Raw genomic sequence first — 23,057 nt, forward strand, 5'->3', positions numbered from 1 at the left:
GCGCCGTCATGGCAAGCCAAAAAGATCGCTAAGCGTTTGATGAATTGAAGGCTACACATGACGATAATTCAGTGGCTAATTGCGGCTGGCACGAGCGCGTTTGTAGCGCTGATTGGCTATTACCAGTACCGAACTGCAAAACTGAAGTTTGCACTCGATCTATTTGAGCGCCGTCACGCCATCTATGTTGCTACTAGGGCCGTGGTGAGCAAAATTTCATCCGCGGGAAAGTTAGATCGGAAAGAGGATATTGAATTTGGGGAGACTGTCGAGGCTGCATACTTCTTTTTTGGTGACGATGTGGTCACATACCTCAAAAACTTTCAGCAGAACGTAATCGATATAGACGTCTTCTCGGCGGAGATGACCGCCATGACAAATCCGGCCGAAAGAGCGGAAGCCATCAAGAAGGTCAGGATGGCGAAAGAACGGATTTCCAAGTTTTACAAGGAAGGACAGCCTTTGTTCGCCAGTTACATCCGGTTTGACGAGCGCTTGCCTTCCAGATTTCTTGACCGTTTGAAAAACAAGCGCGTGAAGCCAAAAGCCGTAGCGTTGAACTAGGCGCGACTAGGGAGAGTTGGAGCGGGTAGAGGGAATCGAACCCTCGTATTCAGCTTGGAAGGCTGCTGCTCTACCATTGAGCTATACCCGCGTGCCGCGTCAGGTAACACGTTGCGCGGCGGGTCTCAACCTCATGTGAGGTCGCATCCCCTGCCCGCTGCGACACGCGGATTGCGGTTTGATTTCAAGGGGATGGCGTGTGGAAATGGGATGTCCAGCTGTAGGCCGGCCGCAGATGCCGGGCCACCCTCTTTGTCATTCCGGGGCGCACGAAGCGGCGCAGCCGCGTAGCGCGAACCCGGAATCTCGAAATGTTTGGCGCTGACTAGAGCCTCCCATGCTGGGATTCCGGGTTCGCGTGCGCGAAGGCGCCCCCGCGCCCCGGAATGACGAGTGTAGGGCGGCAAGACAGCACCCAAACATTTTTTCCTATCTTCTGTTGACAACATCCCCATCAGGTTTATATTCCCCTCCGTCCAGCCTCGATGAGAGGGGCGAGCGCGATCGTCACGTTCGCGGGGCTGGATGCGGTGGACGCCGGAGATGCGGCGTTACGCGGTTCATGGGGAACGTCTGTCTTCGGGCAGGACGGATCTGCGCCAGCACTGCCACTGGCAAGGAGACGGCCGACCTTCGGATGGACAGACCCCTGGACAGTGTGACGGACGACCAAATCGAAACGCGTCCGGCTTAAGTGCTTGAGGCTACCCTGTCCCTCCGCCCTGGGACACTAATTTTGGTGATGGGGCCGTTCGCCAAGGCAGATGTGCAGGCAACCGAAAAAACACCGCAGGCGGAACGCCGGGCACTTCGCCCAGCGCGTCCGAAAGTCCTGATGCACTCTATAGATTGCGGAAGACCGCATCGCATCAGGCCCAAGGGTGCAACGGGCACCCGGCGTTCCGCACGCCCTCTCGATTGAGGGTGGGAAGGAATGCGCAAAACTCGGACGCCATTGGCGCCGCGAGAATGCGAGCGCGTGGCTCTTTGAAATTTTGGAGATGCGATGGCGCGACGGCGCCAGAAATATCCCTCCCCCCGCGCGAAGCGAAGCTTCGCTAGGCGGGGAGGGTCGGCCGAGCGAAGCGGAGGCCGGGGTGGGGGTTGCCCCACGTGAGGGCGCCGCTTGTGGCACCCCCACCCGACCGGCCAAGCGGCCGGCCCCCCTCCCCGCAAGGGGGAGGGAAAAGAAGGACCTTACCAGGTCGCGAGCACCGAGCCCTTGAACTTCTCGTCGATGAACGCCTTCACCTCGGGCGACTGATAGCTTTCCACCAGCGTCTTCACCCAGGGCTTGTCCTTGTCGGCGGCGCGCACGGCGATGATGTTCGCATAAGGGCCCTTCGGATCCTCGCGCAGGATCGCGTCCTTCACCGGATCGAGACCGGCCTGCGTGGCGTAATTGGTGTTGATCCCTGCGACATCGACGTCAGGCAGCGTGCGCGGCAGCTGCGCGGCGTCGACTTCGGTGATCTTCAGCTTCTTCGGATTCTCGGTGATGTCGAGCAAGGTCGGCTTGAAGCCGACGCCATCCTTCAACTTGATGATGCCCTTGTCGCGCAGCAGGATCAGCACGCGGCCGCCATTGGTCGGATCGTTGGGGATCGCCAGCGTGGCGCCTGACTTGACCTCGTCCCAGGTCTTCACCTTCTTCGAATAGATGCCCATCGGGAAGTTGATGGTGTTGCCCACAGCGACGATCTTGTATTTGCGATCGGCCACCTGGTTGTCGAGATAGGGCTGATGCTGGAACGAATTGGCCTGCAGGTCGCCGGCTTCCAGCGCCGCATTCGGCACCACGTAATCGGAGAATTCGACGATCTGGATGTCGAGGCCCTTCTTGGCGGCGACGGCCTTGGCAGCTTCCAGCACCTGCGCATGCGGACCGGGCGTCACGCCGACCTTGATGGTCTCGGCGGACGCAGCGCCGGTGAGCGCGGCGAAAGCGAGGATGGAGAGGAGATAGTGACGAAGAGACATTGTGTTTTCCATTGTGAGTAAACGAGTGCGAGCGGGCCCGCTGACGCGAGCGAGATCGCTCAAGAGTGTCGCGTGCGCTTGTCGAGGCGGCGCGAGATGAAGTCGCCAAGGCTCTGCACGCCCTGCACGAGACAGATCAGCACGGCGACCACCGTCGCCATGACTTCCGGCATGAAGCGCTGATAGCCGTAGCGGATGCCGAGATCGCCAAGCCCGCCGCCGCCGACGGCGCCGACCATGGCGGAATAACCGATCAGGCTGACGGTCGCGAGCGTGAGCGCCAGCGTCACCGCCGGCATCGCTTCCGGCAACAGCACCTTCCAGACGATCTGCAGCGGGCTCGCACCGAAGGCGCGCGCGGCTTCGACGAGGCCCTGATCGACCTCGCGGATCGCGCCTTCGATGACGCGCGCAATGAACGGCGTCGCCGCGATGGTCAGCGGGACGACAGCGGCGCTGGTGCCGATCGAGGTGCCGGCGATCAGCCGCGTCAGCGGCACGATGGCCACGACGAGAATGATGAAGGGCGTCGAGCGCGTGGCATTGACGACGAGGCCAAGCAGCCGATTGACGTTCGGCGCCGGGAACAGCTCACCGGCACGGCTCGTTGCCAGGAAGATGCCGAGCGGCAGTCCGGCCAGCGTGCCGAAAATGCCAGCCAGCGCCACCATGGTGAGCGTGTCCAGCGTCGACCACAGGATCATGTTGATCAGTTCAGGCGACATAGCCGAGATGCTCCACGGTGTTGCGGGTCGCGGTGAGGTCGGCGATCAGCTTCGCCTGCAGCTCCGGGTCTGCGGCGACGGATGCGATCAGCGTGCCGAACGGATGGTCGGCGACATATTCGATCTGCCCATGCATGATGTTGAAGTCGACGCCGTAAGCGCGGGTGAGCCGCGACAACACGGGCTCATCGGCGTCGGCGCCGGTGAAGGCGATGCGGATCACGGCCTGACGGCCGGGCGCATAGTCCGCCAGCAACTTGCTTTGCAGCCATTCCGGCACATTGCCGCCGGTGACTTCGCCGACAAAGCGCTTGGTCGTGGCGTGGGTCGGCTTCGAGAAGATCTCGTAGGTGGTGCCCTGCTCGATGATCTGGCCGCCTTCCATCACGGCGACGCGCTGCGCCAGCTTCTTCACCACGGACATTTCATGGGTGATGAAGAGGATGGTGAGATTGAGATCGGCATTGATCTGCTTGAGCAGCGCGATGATCTGCGCCGTGGTCTCCGGATCGAGCGCCGAGGTCGCCTCGTCCGACAGTAGCACTTTCGGTTTGGTGGCCAGCGCACGAGCGATGCCGACGCGCTGCTTCTGTCCGCCGGAGAGTTCGGCCGGATAACGGTCGCGCTTGTCGGCAAGGCCGACCATGTCGAGCAGCGGCTCGACGATTCCCGGGATGTCTTTGCGCGGCGTGCCGGCGATCTCCAGCGGCAGCGCGATATTGTCGAACGCAGTACGCGACGACAGCAGGTTGAAATGCTGGAAGATCATGCCGATGGAGCGGCGCGCCTGGCGCAGCGCCTTCTCATCCAGCGATCCGATGTCGAGGCCGTCGACGGTGACTTTGCCATGGGTCGGCTGCTCCAGCCCGTTGATGAGGCGGATCAGCGTCGACTTGCCGGCGCCGCTCTTGCCGATCACGCCGACAATGGCGCCTTCGGGCACCACGAGGTCGATATTGTCGACCGCCTTCACCTCGGCGGAATCCTTCCGCGACGGGAAGATCTTGCTGACGCCATCGAAGGAGATGATGGCACGCCCTTGTTGGCCAGGATCTTGCGGATCGAGAACTGGCACGGGCGCTCCGGTCGGCTTGGACAGGGGAGCGTTCATTGAATGACGTTTCTGCGCAGTTGTGAAGCACGGGGCCGGCCTGCGTGTCGCGGGCGCCGTGGCGGCAACCTACTGATTTCGGGCATTATTTCAACCGCACTGCACAAATGAGGAAAATCCAGCGGTTTCAATGGCCTGCGGGAGTAAAAGAGTGCCGGGAGACGGCTGGTGACAGCGCTAATCGTCTCCCGGCGAGTTTTCGGGAGCTCAGGAGCCCGGGGTCCAGGTCCAGACGATGTCCTTCACATTGATCGCCTTGGGGATCAGGCCGAGCTTGTGGAAGCGATCCGCCGTCTCCTGCTGGGTGGCAATGATCCGGTCGTTGATCGGGACCACCGTATAATTCGACCGCTCGACGGCCCGCGTGGTCGCCGCCTTGTCGACGCCGGTCGCCTCCTGGAGCTTCGTTGCGACCTCCGGCCGATTGGCCTCGGCCCATTTCCCTTCATCGGCAAAGGTCTTGTTGAACAGCGCGACGATGTCCGGATGCCTGGTGGTGAAATCCTTGTTGGCGAGGAAGAACGAAATGGAATCCTGCACGTCCTTGGAGAAGGCAATCACCCGCGCCTGTTTGCCCTCGGCGAGCGCCAGATACGGATCCCAGATCGACCACGCGTCGATATTGCCACCGGCGAATGCTGCCACCGCGTCGGCGGGGCCGAGATAGACCGGCGTGATATCCGCATAGGTCAGTCCGGCCTTCTCCAGCGCGGCGATGATGGTGTTATGCGCGCTCGATCCCTTGCCGAAGCCGACCTTCTTGCCCTTGAGATCGGCGAGCGTCTTGATCGGCGAATTCTCGGGAACCACGATGCCCTGATTGTAGCCCCGCGACGGGATGGCGGCGATATAGACGAGATTGGCACGCGCGGCCTGCGCGAAGATCGGCGGCGCGTCGCCGGCATAACCGAAGTCGACGTTGCCGGTATTGATGGCTTCAAGGATCGGCGGCCCGAACTGGAACTCAACCCAGCGCACGCTGATGCCCTTTTCCTTGAACACCTTCTCCAGCGTCGCGCGCTGCTTCACTGCCGGGAAGATACCGGCCTTCTGAAAGCCGATGCGGATTTCCTTCAGCTCCTGCGCCGCGGCTGGCGATGCGATCAGTCCGGCTGACAGCAACAGTGCTGCAGAGAGACCTGCGACCACAGATCGTCGGGAATAGGACATGCGCTGTTGCTCCATTTGCGCCCGGGCGATGCAAGGGCGTGATGCTGAAACGCTACGCGCGATTGCGAAGATTGTGCTTTCAAAGGTCGCGGGCAGTCTGCAAGTTTTGCAATCCGAAGGTCAGCTCCGGGAGCAGCTTCATCTCCGCCGCAGGGAAATAACCTGCTCTTCCGGAGCCAGCCAGAAGGCATGCGGAGAACGTTTCCGCTGCACAACAAGGCCATCGCAGCATGCCTGCATCGCCGCGCCCGGAACTACAGTTGGCCATTTCATTGACGGAAACGAGCCGCGCTCGCACCTTTGCTGCTCACGAAACATCATCAGCAAAGCAGTCCCAACATGCTTCCGATTCACATCGCCCGCTTCATCGAACGCTTCGTGTTCCGGCGCACCCGGGCGCTGCAACTGGCCGCCGTGGCCTCCATGCTGTCGGTCTCCTTCGCCTGCGCACAGACACCGGACACGGTGCGCATCGGCTATCAGAAGTCGTCGACGCTTATCGCCGTGCTGAAGACCAATGGCGAATTGGAGAAGGCGCTCGCGCCGCTCGGCGTGAAGATCAGCTGGCATGAATTCACCAGCGGCCTGCCTCTGCTCGAAGCCATCAACACCAACAATGTCGACTTCGGCGCCGACGTCGCCGACACCGTGCCGCTGTTCGCGCAGGCGGCCGGCGCCAAGCTCGCTTACATCGCCGAGGAAGCCGCCTCGCCAGCCGCGCAGGCGATTGTGGTGCCGGCGGAATCGCTGCTCAAGACGGTCGCCGATCTCAAGGGCAAGAAGGTCGCGGTGACCAAGGGTGCCGGCAGCCACTTCCTGCTGCTCGCCGCGCTGAGCAAAGCCGGCCTCACCTTCAAGGACATCCAGCCGGCCTATCTGCCGCCGGCCGATGGTCGCATCGCCTTTGTCGGCGGCAATGTCGATGCCTGGGTGGCATGGGACCCGTTCCTCACCAGCGCGCAGCGTCAGAGCAATGCGCGCGTGCTTGCGGACGGCAGCAACGGGCTTGCCAGTTACAAGCGCTACTACCTGTCGTCGGCCGCCTATGCGGACAAGCGCGGCGACGTCCTGAACGTCATTTTCAGGAAGCTCGATGAGACCGGCAAATGGGCCAAGGCCGAGCCGAAGGAAGCCGCCAAGCTCCTCTCAAGCCTGTGGGGCATCGACGCCGCTACCGTCGAGGAAGCCAACAGCCACCGCTCCTATAAGGTCGGCGCCGTCACCAAAGCCGGCCTGTCCGAGCAGCAGATCATCGCCGACGCCTTCTTCAACGAAAAGTTGATCCCCGTGAAGGTCGATGCCAGCGACGTGAAGATCTGGGCGCCGAAGTAATCCCATTCTGACATTCCCTGAAAGACAACGACAATGAAGACCGCCCTCTCCGTCATCGCCGCCGCGATGCTCGCACTCGTCTCCTTTGGTGATCGTGCCGACGCGCAGTCCGCCACCAAGCCTGAACTGAAGGTCGGTTTCGTACCCGGCCCCTATATCGACGGCTTCAAGAAGGGCGTCGAGCCCGAGCTGAAAAAGAAGGGCTATACTGTCAAATATTACGAGTTCTCGACGGGCCTGGAAGCCAACACCGCGGTGTTCAAGAACGACATCGACGCCAATGTGATGCAGCATACGGTGTTCCTCGACAGCTATAACCAGCGCCAGAAGACCGACCTGACCGGCATTATCACGGTGCCGACGCCGCCGATGGGTCTCTATTCGACCAAGCACAAGACATCCGATGCCGTGAAGACCGGCGCTACCGTGGTGGTGCCCAATGATCCCGTAAACCTGCAGCGCGCGCTGTGGATCCTGCGCGATCTCGGCTGGATCGAGATCAAGGACAACAACCCCGTCGATGTCACCGAGCTCGACGTGGTCAAGAATCCGAAGGGCATCAAGATCGTCCCGCTGGAAAATGCGCAGGCGCCGCGCGCCCTCGGCGATGCCGACTTCGCCGCCGTGCAGGGCAATTTCGCGATCTATAGCGGGCTGAAGCTGACCGAGGCCTTCGCGCTGGAAAAGATGACCAAGCCCTACACCAATGTCGTGGCCGTCCGCCGGGGCAATGCCGAGGCGCCGTGGGCGAAGGACATCGTTGCCGCCTATCAATCGGACACGTTCAAGACTGCGATCCGCAACGACAAGTTCTATGCCGGCTTCACCCTGCCCGAATACTTCAACTGAGCACAACCTACGCGCGCAGGCTGCCCTAGCGCGACGACCATACTGAGCCGCGGATTTGACTCCCAGCGCGGCTCGGTTACGCTTTCCTGAGGCGTTATGAGACGCCTTCGGAAACGAGGACATGAGAGATCGGATCGTCGGGGTATTGCTGGCTTTGTGCGCGATCGCCACACCGGCGACCGCCCAGACGCTGTCAAACTTCGAGACCGCCGCCCGCTCCCGCGGCACCCCCGACATTCCCGGCCTCAACATGGTCTGGCTGCGACCATGGACCGATCTCCGCCACGCCCGTGAATGGCGCAACATCGTCGTCCATCAGTCGGAAGGCGCGGTCGGCTCCGCCTGGCGTAACGCGGTCGCGCAGATGCAGAAACCCGATCGTCGCGGCGTCGCCATCTGGATCGAGACCGACGGCACGGTTTACTGGTCGACGCCCGAATGGGCGGTGCCGAACCATCTCAACCGCGGCAACCGCAACGACAACAAGTATATCGACAACAGCGGGACCTATCAGCAGATCGACAATGACTCATCGATCGGGGTCGAGTTCGTCGGCAACTACCCCAATGTCCGCAAGCCGCCGACTGACGCGCAGATCGCAGCCTGGCGCGTACTCGTCCGCGTGCTGCAGGCCCGCTACGACATCCCGAATGACCGCGTGTTCGCGCATAACTGGATCGACTATAAGGATCACCGCTACTGCGAAGGCTGCGAGCTTGCCAGGATCGCCCGGACCCAGGGAATCGAGACTGCGCAGCAGATAGCCCCTGCGCATCCAGCCGAGAGCAGCAAGTAGGCCTTACGTTCCGACGCGCAGCGCCGCGCGCTGCTTGCGCAGATAGGCGATCACCGACAGCGCGGTGATGCGGCCGGTCTTCGGGTTCTCCGACGGGATGTTTTCGATCTGCATCGAGAACCGTGCGGAATCCGAATCCACCTCGACGCGGTGAACGTTGCGCGTCAACGCCGGATCGGCCCAGATTTCCAGCGTTGTGGCATCAGGGCCCGCGCCCGCAAGCGACAGCGCGACGGCGACATTGAGATTGGCGGGAAAGCCCTTGGCGGCCTCGCGCGCCGTGCCCTCGAAAATCTTCAGGGGTTCGGTGATGCTCTCGATGTCGATCTTGTTCTCGACGATATAGGGCGCGCCGGCGAGACCCTTCACCGGTTTGCGCGTCACCATCTTCACCGACGAGATCTTGCCCTCGGCGGCGGCGGTCACGGCATCGAGCCCGATCAACGCGCCGGTCGGCACCACGATCTGACCACCATTGGCCTTGGCCAGCGCGATGAGATCGTCATTGAACAACAGCGCTCCAGCGCTCAGCACGATCGCGGTCTTGCCCTTGCTGACGAATGGCTTGACGATTTCGGGCAGCAACGCTGCGGGCGCACATTCGATCACGATATCGGCGACATCCACGAGATCCGCGATCGGCAGCACCGGCGGCGCCTTGCCGAGACCGGACAGGAACGCCTGATGCTTCTCCGGATTCTGCACGGCGACCGCCGCCAGAACCAGGCCGTCGATGCCGCGATCCAGGGCTTCGGCCACCTTGCGGCCGATCGGGCCGAGGCCAACAATGGCCACGCGCGTGGCAGACTTTGCTTCAGTGCTCATCAGGTCTATCTCGTCCAACGATTTCGGGGGCACGCCGCCATATCCGGAAACGGTTCTCCCCCGGAAAGGCCGCAATGTCCATGCGGTGACGTCAGCCAGTTTAGAAGGCTTCCGGCCTCACGCCATCGTGCAGCACGTGCGACAATCCCGGGCTTGCACGTAAAAGGACGTTTCGCTACCTCTGCCGTGATTGCTGTCTCGGCGAGGCCGCACGTAAGCGTTAACGTGAACCAACGCGCCGATCGAACCTGATCCAGGCTCGACCTGCGCGACATCGTGTCAAACAGGCCGATCTGGATTCTCCGGGAATCCATATGACCGACACATCTTCAGACACCATTTCCAACGATCGTCATCGCATCACGCGCGTTCGCCACGAGTTGAAACGCCGCCTGCTGACCGTCAAGCGCGTGACGTCGGTGACGCCGCATATGAAGCGCATCACCCTCACGGGCGACGACCTCGATGGCTTCGTCAGCGCGTCCTATGACAACCACGTTAAGGTGTTCTTCCCGCGCCCCGGCGAAGCCGAGCCCCTGATGCCCGCCTTCAGCGAAGGCCGCGTGCTGGTCGATGAGAGCGCGCGGCCAATCGCGCGGGACTACACGCCGCGGCGCTATGACGAAGCCGCGAAAGAGCTCGACATCGATTTCGCCATTCATGATGCGGGGCCTGCCACGACCTGGGCCACCCAAGCCAAGCCAGGCGATAAAGTCGGTATCGGCGGCCCGCGCGGCTCGTTCGTGGTGCCGGACGACTTCGACTGGTACCTGCTGATCGGCGACGAAACTGCCCTGCCCGCCATCGGCCGCCGACTTGAAGAACTGCGTCCTGCCACACGGGCCATCGTGATCGCGGAAGTCGCCGATGCTGCCGAGGAGCAGACCTTCGCAGCGAAGGCCTCCGTCACCATCAACTGGCTGCATCGTGGCCAGCAAAGCGCCGGTTCGACCACCCTGATGGAGGATGCTCTCCGCAGCCTCAAACTTCCCGTTGGCGACGGCTACGCCTTCATCGCCGCGGAATCCGAAGTCGCCAAGCGCCTCCGCAAGATTCTTGTCGACGAGCGCCAGCATCCCAAGGCGTGGGTCAAGGCGTCAGGCTATTGGAAAGGCGGCGCAGAGAACTATCATGAACCGCATGACGATTGATCGTCACATTTGCAGATAGCAGGGAGTACCGGTGTCCCATCGTTTCACGCGCCGCGATTTTGCCGGAGCGGCCGGCGCGCTCGCCGCCGGCCTCGCCGTCCCGACTGCGCAGGCTGAGGCACAAACAGTCTCGGCCACACCGGCGGCGCTTCCCAACGACCGGCGTTTTCCGGCGGATTTCGTCTGGGGCACCGCAACGTCGGCCTATCAGATCGAGGGCGCCGTCTCGGCCGAAGGCCGCGGCCCTTCAATCTGGGATAGCTATTCGCACACGCCGAACAAGATCCGTGGCGGCGGCAACGGCGACCACGCGGTGGATCATTTCCGTCGCTACAAGGAAGACATCCAGCTAATGAAGGCGTTGGGCGCCAAGGCCTATCGCTTCTCCATGTCATGGTCGCGCGTATTTCCGACCGGCGTGGGCACGCCCAATCCGCAAGGGCTGGATTTCTACAACCGCCTCATCGACGAGCTATTGGCCAATGGCATCGAGCCATACGCCACGCTGTATCACTGGGATCTGCCGCAGGCGCTGCAGGATCGCGTTGGTGGCTGGGCGTCGCCAGATACATCGAAGGCGTTTGGTGATTATGCCGCCCATGTCGCACAGCGCATCACCGACCGCGTCAAAAACATCTTCACCATCAATGAATGCGGCACCTTCGTGGATTTCGGCTACGGCCACGGCCCGGTGGAGCTCGCGCCCGGCCTCAAGCTGCCACAGTCGCAGCTCAACCAGGTTCGCCATCACGTCGCACTGGGCCACGGCATGGCCGTGCAGGCGATCCGCGCCAATGGGCGTACGGACACCAGGGTTGGCCTCGCCGAGAATGTCGCATCCTGCGTCCCGGCCATTGAGACGCCTGCCAATATCCGCGCAGCCGAAATCGCAACGCGCGAGATGAATGGCGGCTACATGACCGTCATTCTCGAAGGCAGATATACCGATGCGTTTCTCGCCTATGCCGGCAAGAATGCGCCGAGCTTCACCGCCGAAGAACTGATGATCATTTCTTCCCCCGTCGATTTCGTCGGTCTCAACGTCTACATGCCGCAATATTATGTGGTGGCGAGTGGGGATCAAAACGGCTTCGCACTGGTGCCGTTCCCGACCTCGTTCCCGCGCATGGATTCAGACTGGCTGCGGATCGGGCCGGAAGCGCTGTATTGGGCGCCGCGCAATGTCGCCAAGGTCTGGAACGTCAAGCAGATCTACATCAGCGAGAACGGTACATCGGCTGCCGACCGGCCGGCCGGCGACGGCAAGATCCACGATCTCGACCGCGTCATGTATCTCAGGAATTATCTCACGCATCTGCAGCGCGCGACGTCGGAAGGCATCTCCGTAAAAGGGTACTTCCACTGGAGCCTGATGGATAATTTCGAATGGTCGGATGGTTATGAAAAGCGCTTCGGGCTGTATCACGTCGACTTCGCGACGCAGAAACGAACGCCGAAGCTCAGTGCGGAGTTTTACCGGAGTTTGATTGCGGCGAATGCTGTGGTGTAGCCACATCCGTCATTCCGGGGCGCGCGCACCTTGGCGCGCGAACCCGGAATCTCAAGATAATTGAAACGCCGGTTAAATCACATATCGGGATTCCGGGTTCACGCCGGCTCGCTCCGCGATCCGACGCGCCCCGGAATGACAGCGCCTCAGAGCAACTTCCCGTCCGCTCCGAAGAACGGATGCGGGCCGTCGAAGTCGCCGATCGGCACTTGATGCGTGACCAGATGGCCGCCCTCCTCGCCGTCCGGAAACCAGACATGCAGGTGGAAAGCCGGCGGCTCGACGCGGAAGGACGGCGGACGCAATTCGGCGATGTCGAGATCGACCGCATGGTTCGGCGCCGGGCAAATGGTCGCAACCGTCCCGGCGAATGTCGTCAGCGTCGCACGATGCACGTGGCCGGCAGCGACGATCCGCACACGCGGATGTTTGCGGACGATGGCAGCGAGCTCATCCGCGTTGAACAGGTCCTGCACGTCCATGTGCTGGATGCCCGTGCGGAACGGCGGATGATGCAGGAACAACAATGCCGGCCGCTCGCGCGATGATGCCAGCGTGGCATCCAGCCACGCCAGCGTTGCCGCTTCCAGCGTGCCGTGCGGCTTTCCCGGAACATGCGAGTCCAGCAGGATGATATCGAGCGGGCCAACCGTCCGCGCCTGATCGAGCGGGCCCGACGACTTCGCATAAGCCCAATCAGGGAATGCCGCACGCATCATGTCGCGGGCGTCGTGATTGCCGGGAACACCGATGAACGGGATCTTGAGCGGCGCCAGCAGTCGCCACAGATACTCGTATTCGCCGGGCGTCGGCGTATCCACGAGATCGCCGGAGATGACGACGAGATCGGGCCGCGGATCGAGTGCGTTCAGCTCGGCCACACAGCGCTCCAGCGCCTTGGCCGTGTCGACCTTGCCATAGGCCAGCTCGCCCGGCGCCTTGATATGCAGATCGGAGATCTGCGCGATGATGGTGGGCTTCGACATCAATCTTCTTTCGGCAACACGCGAACCGCTTGAGGCGCGACCGACAGGCCGACGCGCTCCCCTGCACGCACATTGATGGTGTTCGGCGCGTCCACCGTCAACGGCTTGTTCGCCGCACCCGTCACCACGAGACGCTGGCGATCACCTATAAAGGCGACGCTTTCGACCATGCCGCGCAGGAAGGCGTCCGCCTCGGCGACAATTCCGATGGTCTCGGGCCGGATCATCGCCGCTGCCGCAGCGTTGTCGGCGGCATCATTGAGCGCCAGCCAGCCACCGGGCAGCGTCAGCCGCCCCCCGCTCACCGGCCCCTCGACGATATTGGCCGCACCGACGAATTCGGCGACGAAACGGTTCTGGGGAGCAAAGTAGATCTCCCGCGGCGTGCCGATCTGCGCGATGGCGCCCTTGCGCATGACCACGATACGGTCGCCGAGCTCCATCGCTTCGGCCTGATCGTGAGTCACATAGATCGCGGTGATCCCGAGCGAGCGCAGCAGGCTGTTGAGTTCACTGCGCAGCCGGTCGCGCAGCGACGCATCAAGCGCGGTCAACGGCTCATCCAGCAGCAGCACCCGTGGGCGCACGGCCACCGCGCGCGCCAGCGCGACGCGCTGACGCTGGCCGCCCGACAATTGATCGATCCGGCGGTTTTCGAGCCCGCCGATATTGGTCAGCGCCACCATCTCGGCGACACGCGCTGCGCGCGCCGCCTTGTCGACGCCGCGAATCTTCAGCCCGTAGCTGATGTTCTCGGCCACGGTCATGTTGGGAAACAGCGCATAGGACTGGAACACCATGCCGACATGACGCTGTTCGATCGGCACCGCGGTCATGTCGGTTGTGTCGAACAACACACGGCCGCCTGCATCGGGCGTCTCCAGCCCGGCGATGATCCGCAGCATGGTGGTCTTGCCGCAGCCGGAGGGACCGAGCAGCACCAGCGTCTCACCACTGACGATATCCAGCGAAGCCGGCGCCAGAGCCTGCGTACCGTCCGGAAAGGTCTTGCCGCAATTCTCGATATGAACGGCCGCACCGTGGCCCGCAATCCCGCTCATTTCTTTTCGCCCTTCTCGGCAAACATCTGCATCGCCACCAGAAGAGGCACAATCATGATGAAAAAAATCAGTGTGTAGGCCGATGCTACTTCGAGCCGCATCGACGCGTAGCTGTCGGCAAGACCGACCGGCAGCGTCTTGGTGAGCGGCGTGTGCAGCATCCAGGTCAGGTTGAATTCGCCGAGCGACAGCGTCACCACCATCAGCGATCCGGCGAGAATGCCGGGCATGGCGTTCGGCACGATGACATTGCAAAACCGCGTCCATGGCGAGGCGCCGAGCGAGGCAGCGCCCTCGTCCAGCGTCTTGATGTCCACCGAAGCGAACACCGCCATCACCGAGCGCACCATGAAGGGCATGGTGAAGATCACGTGGCCAGTGAGGATGAAGACCCACGACTGCCTGAAGCCACCGAAGCCGCCATAGGTGAGCAGCAGCGCCAGCGCGATGGCCAGGCCAGGGATTGCCAGCGGCAGCGTGATGATCTCCTCGATCACGCGCGACAACCTACCGCCCTTCACGTGTAACCCATAAGCCGCGGGCACGCCGACCACCAACGTCACCGCCAGTGTCGCGAAGGCGATCAGAAACGACAGCCCGATTTCACCGGCATAGAGGTTCCAGACCTGCACCACCCATTGCAGCGTGACGCCCGACTGGATGCCACGGAAGTAGTTGACGGTGACGCCGGCGGAAATCGACAACACAACGGGCACGACGAGGAACGCCGCGACGAGCAGTGTGAAGCCGAGCTGGCCAGCGAAGATCAGGCGATCGCGCATCGGCTCACCCCGCCGCCGCGACAGCGCCGCCGCTCATCGAGCGGGCCAGCGCGAGGATTGCCCAGGCGATCACGCCGAGTCCGATCGACAGCGCCGCCGAGATCGCGAAATTCGCCGCCAATGTGAACTCGGTATAGATCAGCATCGGCAGCACATCGATGTTGGTCGCAAGCGTGAAGGCCGTGCCGAACGCGCCCATCGCCGTCGCAAACGCAATCGCGCCCGAGGCGACGAAAGCCGGCCCGAGCGCCGGCAGCACCACATCGCGCTGGACCGCCCACGGGCTTGCACCGAGCGAACGCGCCGCCTCCTCCAGCCCGATATCGAGCTTCTGCACCGCGGCCATCACCGTGAGGATCACGCGCGGAATCGAGAAATAGAGATAGCCGAGAAACAGACCGAAGATCGAATAGGCGAACACGACTTTCTCGCCCGTCACCGCGGCGGTGATGGCGCCGATCAGGCCCTGACGTCCGGCAAGGAGAATGATCAGAAAGCCGACCACAACCCCGGGAAATGCCAGCGGGAATGTCAGCATCGCGATCAGCACGGCGCGGCCAGGGAAGCGATGCCGCTGCAGAAAGAGGCCGGCGATGGTGGCAATCACCAGCGTTGCGACGGTCGTCGCCGCAGCGAGTACGACCGTATTGATCAGCGTGGCGCGATAGCGCGGCTCGGTGATGATCGCGAGATAGGCGGACACGCCGCGCGATCCACCGGCACCGACGGCGAGCAATTGCGCCATCGGCAAGAGGAAGAAAGCTGCTGTCACCACCACGAGCGGCAGCAGGCAGATCCAGATGAAATTACGATGCGACATGAAACTATGGTGCCGCTGCCCCCGCCGGGGCACCATTGTGCATCAACGGACTTCGGCGAGATAGCGGTCGCTGAAGCCTTTCTGCGCCAGCTCCATCTTGCCCCAGTCCACGCTCTTGGCGCGGGCATATTCGCTGTCCGGCAGGAACTTGGCCTTCACGGCTTCCGGCAGGTCGATCTTGCGGGCCGGACGGAGGTAGGCGTTGGTCCAGATCGCCTGGCCCTTGTCGGACAGGAGATAATCCATGACCTTCTTGGCCTTGTCCTTGTGCGGCGCGTTCTTCACGAGACCGACCACATAGGGGAACACGACCGAGCCTTCGCAGGGAATGACGAATTCGAAACTGCCCTTCTCGGAATACTTGGCGCGATAGGCATTGAAATCATAATCCAACAGGATCGGCATCTCGCCGGAGACGACGCGGGCATAGGACGTCTGCTTCGGCACGATCGCGTCGTTCTTCTTCAGCTCCTTGAAGAAGGCGATGGCCGGATCGAAATTCTGGTCGGTGCCGCCGAGCGCGAGATTGACCGCAACAGCACCGACATAGCCGACGGCGGCCGACGTCGGGTCGAGATAGCCGACCATGCCCTTGTAGTCGGGCTTGGCGAGATCCTTCCAGCACTTCGGCACCGGCTTGCCAGCGAGGGCATCCTTGTTGACGAAGAAACCGAGCGTGCCGGAATGGATCGTGGTCCAGTAGCCTTCGGAGTCCTTCAGGCCGGCATCGACCTGATCCCAGCCAGCGGGCTTATAGGGTTCGAGTGCATCCTGCGCCTTGGCCTTCATACCGAAGGTGACGCCAAAATAGCCGATGTCGCCGACCGGATTGGCCTTCTCGGCGAGGATCTGAGCCAGCGCCTGACCGGAATTCTTGTTGTCATGCGGCATCTCGATCGAGAGGTCGGTCTTCACCGCCTTGATCATAGAGGCCCAGTCGGCCCATTCCGGCGGACAGTTGTAGCAGATGACGTCCGCAGCACGGGCGGGCTGCGATACGGCGGCGAGCGCCAGTGCGGACAGAGCAAATACCAAGCGGAACGGTTTCACGGCGATCGTCTCCATCCTGACGCAGGCTTTAAGGCCGGCGCATAGAAGTCTGAGGGGAATGCGTGACGCCCCACTATAGGCCGCGGATGAAACTTTTGCGACAAAGCCAACCCGCAGCGCATTTGTGCACCGCAATGGCCGTGAAGCCCATCGACAACACCCCGCGGAGGATGTGAAATCGCCCGTCGCCGCTGATATTGGACCGTTGATGTGAAAGAGACGCCCGAACGCGATCGAGGCCTGCTCGGTCTGGTCGAACGACTCATGAGGAGGCCAGGCGATCCCGAACCGATCAGGCCTGAGCCAGACGCGGACACCAGAGACGGTTTCGATCCGGTCGTCGCAGAGGAGAATCCAGCGGCATCGCTGGAGCCGCAACTTGCGGTCGAGAGCACCCGCACGCTTGACCGGTCGGAAATCGCGGATGTGATCCTGCGCGCGCTAAAGGGTATCGATGGCTGTCCGACAGCCGGCTTCGAGGTGGTCGTCTATGGTACGCGCCCATGGAACGCCATGTTGCGCATCACGCCGGCCGCCGGCGCGGTGCCTGACGCGCGTGCCTGGCGCCAGCGGGTCCAGGACATGGTTCAGCTGTTGCGACATCAATACGAGTTGCGCGAATAGACCGGAGGCTAGCCTTCCATGCGCACCAGCACGACCTCAAACGGCACGCCGGGGCGTTGCTTGACGACACCTCTGCAGGCCGCCGTCGTGGTTTTGGATGTCCCGACCAGATCAATCTCGACCTCGTCGATGCCGAAGATCGTTGGCTGGCCGTCCGCATGCCGGCGGGTCGCAATCGTCGCCGTGAAAGCATCGCCGTTCTGGATATAGGAACCGCTATAGGCGATCACCGTATCGCCGCCCGACAATCGACCATCAGCGAGCGTGATAATCCCCATGCCTTCCTTCTCGGGAATACGAAACCACGCCGAATAACGGCCATCCGGGAGCATGACAAACCTGAACTGTAAGTTGCGGTATAGCCAATTACCACCAACCCATCAGAAAGACGTTAACCAGATCGATCGCATTGAAACGATCGATCTCGCCTTCCCCAATGTAATGCCGCGCTACTTGCCGCCCCCGATATTGCCGCCCTTGATATGGCCGAGCGAGTTGCTGCCATAGGCAGAATTGCCGTGATTGCCGCTCATCGCCGCATTGCCACGAAAGATCGCGGGACCTCGCATCTGGCCATAGGCCCCGTAATACCCGTGGTGCGCCTTGTAGCCACGATGGACTTTCTTCGCAGACGCCGCCGTCGCCGAGAAACTCGCGATCATCAGTGCAGCCGCCGCCGTCGCCAGAATCTTTTTCATGTTCAACCCTCTGTAACGCCCTTTAGGAAAACGCCGGTCGCTGCGTCTCGTTCCGGCATAAATCGTTGCAAAAAACGGTCTTACGACGATCTCCGGACACCCCCTTCCATCGGTCTGGTAACGCTTTGCTCACCATACAAAATGGGTGGCCCCGACCGCGATCGGTGGTAAGTGGGTGCTGCTTATTGCGCATCAAATAAATTACACCGCGTTCGGACATCATGTTGCTAGATCAGTCCTCCATCTTCGCAGCGATCGGACTCTCGAGCGCGGCGCTCGCGCTCACATTGCTCGCCACCTGGCTCGTCGCGCGATCCGAGACCTATCTGCTGACTTGGTCGATCGGTCTCGCGACCACGGTCGTTGCCGTCATCATCTATGCAGGCTTCGAACAATATGATTCGAGGCTACAGCTCGCTGCATTCATATTGCTGCTTGTCGGCTTCGGGGTGATCTATGCGGGCACCACGCAATTCTGCTCGAACCAGGCCCATTGGATCCGCGCCGCCCTCGTCACTACTGCAGGGCTCGTTCCGATGATCATCGGCTTTGCGCTTGGTTACACCGGCACCGGCACGATGGCCGCGAATTTTGGCACGGGCCTTCTCGTTGCGCTCTCGGCTGCGCAATATTGGCACGCGCGTGCCGAAGCACCGCTGCTGATGGTCGCAAATGCGCTACTCTATCTCGTCACGGCCGCATCGTTCGTGGCTTGCGGTGCCGAACTCTTGCGTACCGGGCAATTCGTGCTGACCGATCGACCGATGAATTGGGCAGAGCAGTTCAATTCACTGATGGTGATTGTCGGTCTGACCGGGATCGGTGCGCTGTCACTGACGATCAACCAGATCCGGACGTCGAACCGGCATAAATCCGATGCCATGACCGATCCTCTGACCGGCCTGCTCAATCGGCGCGCGCTGTTTGGCGAAAAGGTAACGGAGACAGCATCCAACACTGCAATTCTGGTGATGGATCTCGATCACTTCAAGACGATCAACGATCGGTTCGGCCACGCCGCCGGCGACCGCGTGCTGCGGGCCTTTGCCGAAGTGATCTTCTCGAACATTCGCGCCGAAGACGTTGCCGCGCGTCTGGGCGGCGAGGAATTCTGCATCGTCCTGTCCGCGTCGAGCCCAAAAGCGGCAGCAGCTGTCGCCGAGCGCATCCGATCGACGCTGGAGACAAAGACGTTCCCGACTTCCGCCGGTGTTATCCACGCCACGGTCAGCGTGGGAATCGCGATCCGGTCAGCCGAGCCTGAAACACTGCAGGCCTTGCTTAGCCGGGCTGATGCGGCGCTCTACCAAGCCAAGGCGGCGGGCCGAAATCGCGTGCAGATTTCTGATTTTCATCTGGCCGCCTGAGCCGCGCGACGCCCGGTTCCACGAAAAATTAAGCACTGGATGGCAGCGTAAGGTTTTTCGGCAGAATGCCCCGATGCCCGGTCAGAAAACCATTGCCATAGAGACGCTCAATCTGCTGCGCGCCTCAGAACCACGTCCCAACGACAGCCACCTCAAGGCGGCGTCGATCGTCGCTTTTCCGCTCGGCCCCATTGAGGTCGAGCAAATCACGCCGCGGTTCTTCGCCTCCTTCGCCATCGAGAGCCTGCTGCGCTCGATCTGCTATCGCGAAGAACAGTGGCTGATCGACGCGCGGCACAGCCATGCGATGCGGATGACACTGAACTGGGTCGAAGCAGAAAGCTGACGACAGAATTATCCCTCGGCCGGAAACGTATCTCGCAGCGACGCCCGCTCCGACACGGTTGCGAACCAGTCGGTCAGCGCCGGCCGCGAGCTGCGCCAGTCGAATGATGCAAAACGAAAATCCAGATAGCCGAGCGCGCAGGCGATGGTGAGGCTGCCGATGGTGATGCGGGTGCCAAACACTGCGACGTCGTTTTCCATCTGGTCTAGGGCCGCAGCGATCTTGGTCATCTGACCATCGATCCACTCCGCCGATCTGATCTCGTCGCTCCGGCACGTGTTCTCATAACGTGTCAGCAGCGCAGCATCGAGCAAGCCGTCACCGAGCGCCTGCTCGGTGAGCACCTGCCAGCGCTCGGCGCCGCGCGGAAACAGCGAACCATGTCCGAGATCGTCGAGATATTCGCAAATCACCCGGCTGTCGAATAGCAGCGTGCCATCCGCCAGCTTCGCCGCCGGCACCTTGGCGAGCGGGTTGAAACTTGCGATCCGCGCGTCGCGCTTGAGCGGATGCGCGGCGCTGGGCAGCTTCACGATACGATCGGCGATCCCGAGCTCGATCGCACAGGCCATCACCTTGCGCACATAGGGCGATGTCGGCGCGTAGAACAGTTCGATGCTGTCGCTCATGGCTTCTGATCCTCCGCGTCGATGGCCGCCAGCGCGGCGCGCGCGACTTCGACGTCCTGCGCGCCGGTGCCCGACCCGACGCCGACCGCCCCGATACATTGGCCGGCAATCACGATCGGCAATCCGCCTTCGAGATTGGTCAGGCGGCCACCGCCGGCGATAGCCAGCTTGATCTCGTCGGCGGGATTGAGTCGTGATGTCGGCTGCCGATGCGACGCGGCCGTGATGGCCTTGGACATCGATGTTTCCCGCGACAGCAATTTGGCGCCGTCCATCCGGACGAAAGCCAGCAGATTGCCGCCGTCGTCGACGATCGTGACGTTCTGCGCCACGCCCAACTCTTCTGCCTTGGCGACGGCACCCGCCAGCGCTTTGAGCGCGCCTTCATGTGTCAGCTTGAGAGAGGGTTTAGTCATCGCCATGGGACTGCTCCTGTATCGATATGCGGCCTTGGTGCTCGACATAGCCGCTCATGCGGCGGCGCCGGCCGGCAGCAGCAGCACTTTGCCGATGTTTTCATTGGCTTCCAGAATGCGGTGAGCTTGCGCTGCATCTCCGAGAGGCAACTGGCGCCAGATCAGCGGCCTCACTACGCCGGATCCGACCAGCGGCAGCACCTCGGCACGGAGTGCGGCAGCGATTGCGGTCTTCTCCTCGTCGGACTTCGGCCGCAGCGTCGACGACGTCAGATACAATCCCTTCCGCATCACCAGACCGAGATCGATCGGCACCACGCCGCCTTCCATGAAGGACAGGCTGACATGGCGCCCGCCCGGCGCCAGCGCATCGAGATTGCGCGTCACATAGGAACCGCCGACGATGTCGAGCACGACATCGACGCCCCGCCCGCTTGTGGCGTCGCGCGCTGCGACAACGAAGTCGTCGGTACGATAGTTGATTGCGATGGCGCCGAGCGTTTCCACCGCCTTCTTCTTGGCATCGCTGCCCACGGTCGCGATCGCCGTCGCGCCGCGGGCGATGGCCATGCGGATCGCGATGGTACCGATACCACTGGCACCACCATGCACCAGCACGGTCTCGCCCTTTGACAACCGGCCGCGCTCGAACAGATTGTGCCAGACGGTGAAGAGCGCTTCGGGCAATGCCGCCGCCTGCTCCATCGTCAGCCCCTCGGGCACCGCAAGACAATGTGACGCCTTGGCGATGCAATAGCGCGCATACCCCCCGCCCTTCACGAGGGCCATGACAGCCTGGCCGCGCAAGGCGGCCTCGCCATCAACAACCCAGCCGGCAACCTCGAGCCCGAACACATCGGTCACGCCGGCCGGCAGCGACACGGCGCCGCTCCGCTGCATCAGGTCCGGGCGATTGACGCCTGCGGCGGCGACTTCGATCAGCACTTCGCCAGGACCGGGCACCGGCACCGGTCGTTCGACTTGGGTCAGAACGTCAGGACCGCCTGCCTGCGTTGCGATGATCGCCTGCATGGTCGACATGATCGTCGACACTTCGTTCTTCATGATACGCGTATCCACTCTTCACTCGGCCGGCGCAGCAAATCCGCCAACCTGTCCATCATCGCGTTTGCGGCTGCGAGTTCGTCGAAGCCGATCCACTCGTCGGCTTTGTGCCCGCGCGCCATATCGCCGGGTCCACAGACCAGCGTCGGGATGCCGGCCTGCGCATAGAGGCCGGCCTCGGTGCCGAAGGCGACCGTGGTTGCGGATTGCGTATCGCCTGCCATTCCTGCGACCAGACGCGTCATGGAGGCATCGGCGGCAGTATCGAGCCCGGGATAGGCCGACAGTTCCTCGGAGACGATGTCAGCCTCCGGCGCATTGGCGCGCAGCCGATCGCGCTCGCGCGCAACCACCTCATCGACCCGCGCAAGAATCTCGCCCGCATCACGGCCTGGCATGGTGCGGATCTCGTATTCCAGCACAGCCAATTCCGGCACCAGATTGACCATGCTGCCGCCATGCAGCGAGCCGACGTGAATGGTCGTGTATGGCGGATCAAACGCCGCATCACCGCCGCGCGCGACTTCCTCATCAGCGAAGCCACGTAGCGCATGCGCGAGCGCAACGCCCGCATCAACCGCATTGGCCGCACGATGCGGCATCGCCGAATGACCGGTGCGACCTGTTACTGTCAGGCGCCGCGCGACCTTGCCCTTGTGCGCGCGAACGACGCGCATCGTGGTTGGCTCACCGACGATGGCGAGCGCTGGTGATGCAATAGATTGCATCAGCGCGCGCACCAGATCGGGCGCGCCGCGGCATCCGACTTCCTCGTCATAGGAAAACGCCAGATGCACGGGCGCGGCCGTTGCCGCCTCCTTCAACCGCGGCACGGCCGCGAGAACGACGGCCAGAAAGCCCTTCATGTCGGTCGCGCCGCGACCATAGATGCGCTCGTCACGGATGACGCCAGCGAATGGCGGCACGGTCCACGCCTGCCCCTCCACCGGCACCACATCCGTATGCGCCGACAGGACCACGCCAGGACGATCCACGGGACCGATAGTCGCGAGCAACGACGCCTTGCAGCCATCGGGCGACGGCACGCGGCGCGAAGACACGCCCGACGACGCAAGTATCCGCTCGATATACGCGATGATATCGAGATTCGAATTCGCACTTATACTTTCGATACTGATTAGTTCGCAAAGTATTTGAGCTATTTTCTCGATCATCTATACTACCAATACTTTTACGATT

Annotated in this window: 25 protein-coding genes and 1 tRNA gene; 9 read left to right on the plus strand and 17 right to left on the minus strand. The window is 62.2% G+C overall.

The window, feature by feature from the left end; all coding sequences use genetic code 11:
- Window positions 1–57 precede the first annotated feature (57 nt).
- A complete protein-coding gene (locus AB7783_RS11730; RefSeq protein WP_441277701.1) occupies window positions 58–564 on the plus strand; it encodes a hypothetical protein in 507 nt (168 codons plus the stop codon).
- Between the two features lie 17 nt (window positions 565–581).
- Here the strand turns inward: AB7783_RS11730 and AB7783_RS11735 are convergent.
- From AB7783_RS11735 to AB7783_RS11755, 5 genes are all read right to left on the minus strand, one after another.
- Window positions 582–655: transfer RNA gene (locus tag AB7783_RS11735), tRNA-Gly, on the minus strand.
- Between the two features lie 1,106 nt (window positions 656–1,761).
- Window positions 1,762–2,556 carry a MetQ/NlpA family ABC transporter substrate-binding protein gene (locus AB7783_RS11740; RefSeq protein WP_441277702.1) on the minus strand — a complete coding sequence of 265 codons (795 nt, stop codon included), beginning with the start codon at window positions 2,554–2,556 and terminating at the stop codon, window positions 1,762–1,764.
- Window positions 2,557–2,603: 47 nt separating this feature from the next.
- On the minus strand, window positions 2,604–3,269 hold the full coding sequence (locus tag AB7783_RS11745; RefSeq protein WP_068732062.1) for a methionine ABC transporter permease: 666 nt from the start codon (window positions 3,267–3,269) through the stop codon (window positions 2,604–2,606).
- Window positions 3,259–4,380, minus strand: coding sequence for a methionine ABC transporter ATP-binding protein (locus AB7783_RS11750; RefSeq protein WP_441277703.1), 1,122 nt, complete (start codon window positions 4,378–4,380; stop codon window positions 3,259–3,261). The genes AB7783_RS11745 and AB7783_RS11750 overlap by 11 nt, the downstream gene beginning before the upstream one ends.
- A gap of 207 nt (window positions 4,381–4,587) precedes the next feature.
- Window positions 4,588–5,550 (minus strand): aliphatic sulfonate ABC transporter substrate-binding protein, encoded by a 963-nt coding sequence (locus AB7783_RS11755; RefSeq protein WP_441277704.1) that lies wholly within the window; start codon window positions 5,548–5,550, stop codon window positions 4,588–4,590.
- 423 nt (window positions 5,551–5,973) lie between these two features.
- Between AB7783_RS11755 and AB7783_RS11760 the strand changes: the two genes are divergently transcribed.
- The 3 genes from AB7783_RS11760 (at window position 5,974) to AB7783_RS11770 (ending at window position 8,527) form a co-directional block, all read left to right on the plus strand.
- Window positions 5,974–6,882 (plus strand): aliphatic sulfonate ABC transporter substrate-binding protein, encoded by a 909-nt coding sequence (locus AB7783_RS11760; RefSeq protein ID WP_441279684.1) that lies wholly within the window; start codon window positions 5,974–5,976, stop codon window positions 6,880–6,882.
- Window positions 6,883–6,915: 33 nt separating this feature from the next.
- Window positions 6,916–7,731, plus strand: coding sequence for a MetQ/NlpA family ABC transporter substrate-binding protein (locus AB7783_RS11765; protein WP_441277705.1), 816 nt, complete (start codon window positions 6,916–6,918; stop codon window positions 7,729–7,731).
- Window positions 7,732–7,852: 121 nt separating this feature from the next.
- Complete coding sequence (locus tag AB7783_RS11770) at window positions 7,853–8,527, plus strand: peptidoglycan recognition protein family protein (protein ID WP_441277706.1); 675 nt, start codon at window positions 7,853–7,855, stop codon at window positions 8,525–8,527.
- A 3-nt stretch (window positions 8,528–8,530) separates the two neighbouring features.
- On the opposite strand, the gene AB7783_RS11775 is transcribed toward AB7783_RS11770, so the two are convergent.
- The gene (locus AB7783_RS11775; RefSeq protein WP_441277707.1) at window positions 8,531–9,352 is read right to left on the minus strand and encodes an aspartate dehydrogenase; all 822 of its coding nucleotides are present in this window, start codon (window positions 9,350–9,352) and stop codon (window positions 8,531–8,533) included.
- A 314-nt stretch (window positions 9,353–9,666) separates the two neighbouring features.
- On the opposite strand from AB7783_RS11775, the gene AB7783_RS11780 reads away from it, so the two are divergent.
- Window positions 9,667–10,503 carry a siderophore-interacting protein gene (locus tag AB7783_RS11780; protein WP_441277708.1) on the plus strand — a complete coding sequence of 279 codons (837 nt, stop codon included), beginning with the start codon at window positions 9,667–9,669 and terminating at the stop codon, window positions 10,501–10,503.
- 31 nt (window positions 10,504–10,534) lie between these two features.
- Window positions 10,535–12,013 (plus strand): GH1 family beta-glucosidase, encoded by a 1,479-nt coding sequence (locus AB7783_RS11785; RefSeq protein WP_441277709.1) that lies wholly within the window; start codon window positions 10,535–10,537, stop codon window positions 12,011–12,013.
- A 146-nt stretch (window positions 12,014–12,159) separates the two neighbouring features.
- Here AB7783_RS11785 and AB7783_RS11790 read toward each other — a convergent pair whose 3' ends face one another.
- Genes AB7783_RS11790 through AB7783_RS11810 form a run of 5 tightly spaced genes read right to left on the minus strand, consistent with a single transcriptional unit; the run spans window position 12,160 to window position 16,712 of the window.
- Window positions 12,160–13,002: a phosphodiesterase gene (locus tag AB7783_RS11790; protein WP_441277710.1), complete on the minus strand. Its 843-nt coding sequence runs from the start codon at window positions 13,000–13,002 to the stop codon at window positions 12,160–12,162.
- Window positions 12,999–14,060 carry an ABC transporter ATP-binding protein gene (locus tag AB7783_RS11795; protein ID WP_441277711.1) on the minus strand — a complete coding sequence of 354 codons (1,062 nt, stop codon included), beginning with the start codon at window positions 14,058–14,060 and terminating at the stop codon, window positions 12,999–13,001. The genes AB7783_RS11790 and AB7783_RS11795 overlap by 4 nt, the downstream gene beginning before the upstream one ends.
- Window positions 14,057–14,842 (minus strand): ABC transporter permease, encoded by a 786-nt coding sequence (locus tag AB7783_RS11800; RefSeq protein WP_231080253.1) that lies wholly within the window; start codon window positions 14,840–14,842, stop codon window positions 14,057–14,059. The genes AB7783_RS11795 and AB7783_RS11800 overlap by 4 nt, the downstream gene beginning before the upstream one ends.
- A 4-nt stretch (window positions 14,843–14,846) precedes the next feature.
- Window positions 14,847–15,662: an ABC transporter permease gene (locus AB7783_RS11805; protein ID WP_089264758.1), complete on the minus strand. Its 816-nt coding sequence runs from the start codon at window positions 15,660–15,662 to the stop codon at window positions 14,847–14,849.
- Between the two features lie 42 nt (window positions 15,663–15,704).
- The gene (locus AB7783_RS11810) at window positions 15,705–16,712 is read right to left on the minus strand and encodes an ABC transporter substrate-binding protein (RefSeq protein WP_441277712.1); all 1,008 of its coding nucleotides are present in this window, start codon (window positions 16,710–16,712) and stop codon (window positions 15,705–15,707) included.
- Between the two features lie 264 nt (window positions 16,713–16,976).
- Between AB7783_RS11810 and AB7783_RS11815 the strand changes: the two genes are divergently transcribed.
- Entirely contained in the window at window positions 16,977–17,336 is a 360-nt protein-coding gene (locus AB7783_RS11815; RefSeq protein WP_441277713.1) for a hypothetical protein, read from the plus strand.
- An 8-nt stretch (window positions 17,337–17,344) separates the two neighbouring features.
- On the opposite strand, the gene AB7783_RS11820 is transcribed toward AB7783_RS11815, so the two are convergent.
- Together AB7783_RS11820 and AB7783_RS11825 are read right to left on the minus strand one after the other, a co-directional pair.
- Window positions 17,345–17,668, minus strand: coding sequence for a hypothetical protein (locus tag AB7783_RS11820; protein WP_441277714.1), 324 nt, complete (start codon window positions 17,666–17,668; stop codon window positions 17,345–17,347).
- 117 nt (window positions 17,669–17,785) lie between these two features.
- Window positions 17,786–18,034 carry a hypothetical protein gene (locus tag AB7783_RS11825; protein ID WP_441277715.1) on the minus strand — a complete coding sequence of 83 codons (249 nt, stop codon included), beginning with the start codon at window positions 18,032–18,034 and terminating at the stop codon, window positions 17,786–17,788.
- A gap of 221 nt (window positions 18,035–18,255) precedes the next feature.
- On the opposite strand from AB7783_RS11825, the gene AB7783_RS11830 reads away from it, so the two are divergent.
- A complete protein-coding gene (locus AB7783_RS11830) occupies window positions 18,256–19,401 on the plus strand; it encodes a GGDEF domain-containing protein (protein ID WP_309945020.1) in 1,146 nt (381 codons plus the stop codon).
- Window positions 19,402–19,474: 73 nt separating this feature from the next.
- Complete coding sequence (locus tag AB7783_RS11835; protein ID WP_093762124.1) at window positions 19,475–19,747, plus strand: hypothetical protein; 273 nt, start codon at window positions 19,475–19,477, stop codon at window positions 19,745–19,747.
- Between the two features lie 8 nt (window positions 19,748–19,755).
- On the opposite strand, the gene AB7783_RS11840 is transcribed toward AB7783_RS11835, so the two are convergent.
- The 4 genes from AB7783_RS11840 to argE are packed head-to-tail and all read right to left on the minus strand — an operon-like array spanning window position 19,756 to window position 23,032.
- Complete coding sequence (locus tag AB7783_RS11840) at window positions 19,756–20,364, minus strand: glutathione S-transferase (protein ID WP_441279685.1); 609 nt, start codon at window positions 20,362–20,364, stop codon at window positions 19,756–19,758.
- Between the two features lie 8 nt (window positions 20,365–20,372).
- Window positions 20,373–20,798 carry a GlcG/HbpS family heme-binding protein gene (locus AB7783_RS11845; protein ID WP_089264764.1) on the minus strand — a complete coding sequence of 142 codons (426 nt, stop codon included), beginning with the start codon at window positions 20,796–20,798 and terminating at the stop codon, window positions 20,373–20,375.
- A 48-nt stretch (window positions 20,799–20,846) separates the two neighbouring features.
- A complete protein-coding gene (locus AB7783_RS11850; RefSeq protein ID WP_441277716.1) occupies window positions 20,847–21,857 on the minus strand; it encodes an NAD(P)H-quinone oxidoreductase in 1,011 nt (336 codons plus the stop codon).
- On the minus strand, window positions 21,854–23,032 hold the full coding sequence (argE, locus tag AB7783_RS11855) for an acetylornithine deacetylase (protein WP_441277717.1): 1,179 nt from the start codon (window positions 23,030–23,032) through the stop codon (window positions 21,854–21,856). Before argE ends, AB7783_RS11850 begins: the two co-directional genes overlap by 4 nt.
- Between the last annotated feature and the right edge of the window lie 25 nt (window positions 23,033–23,057).

This window comes from Tardiphaga sp. 172_B4_N1_3 (genome assembly GCF_052076035.1).
Lineage (GTDB): Bacteria > Pseudomonadota > Alphaproteobacteria > Rhizobiales > Xanthobacteraceae > Tardiphaga > Tardiphaga robiniae.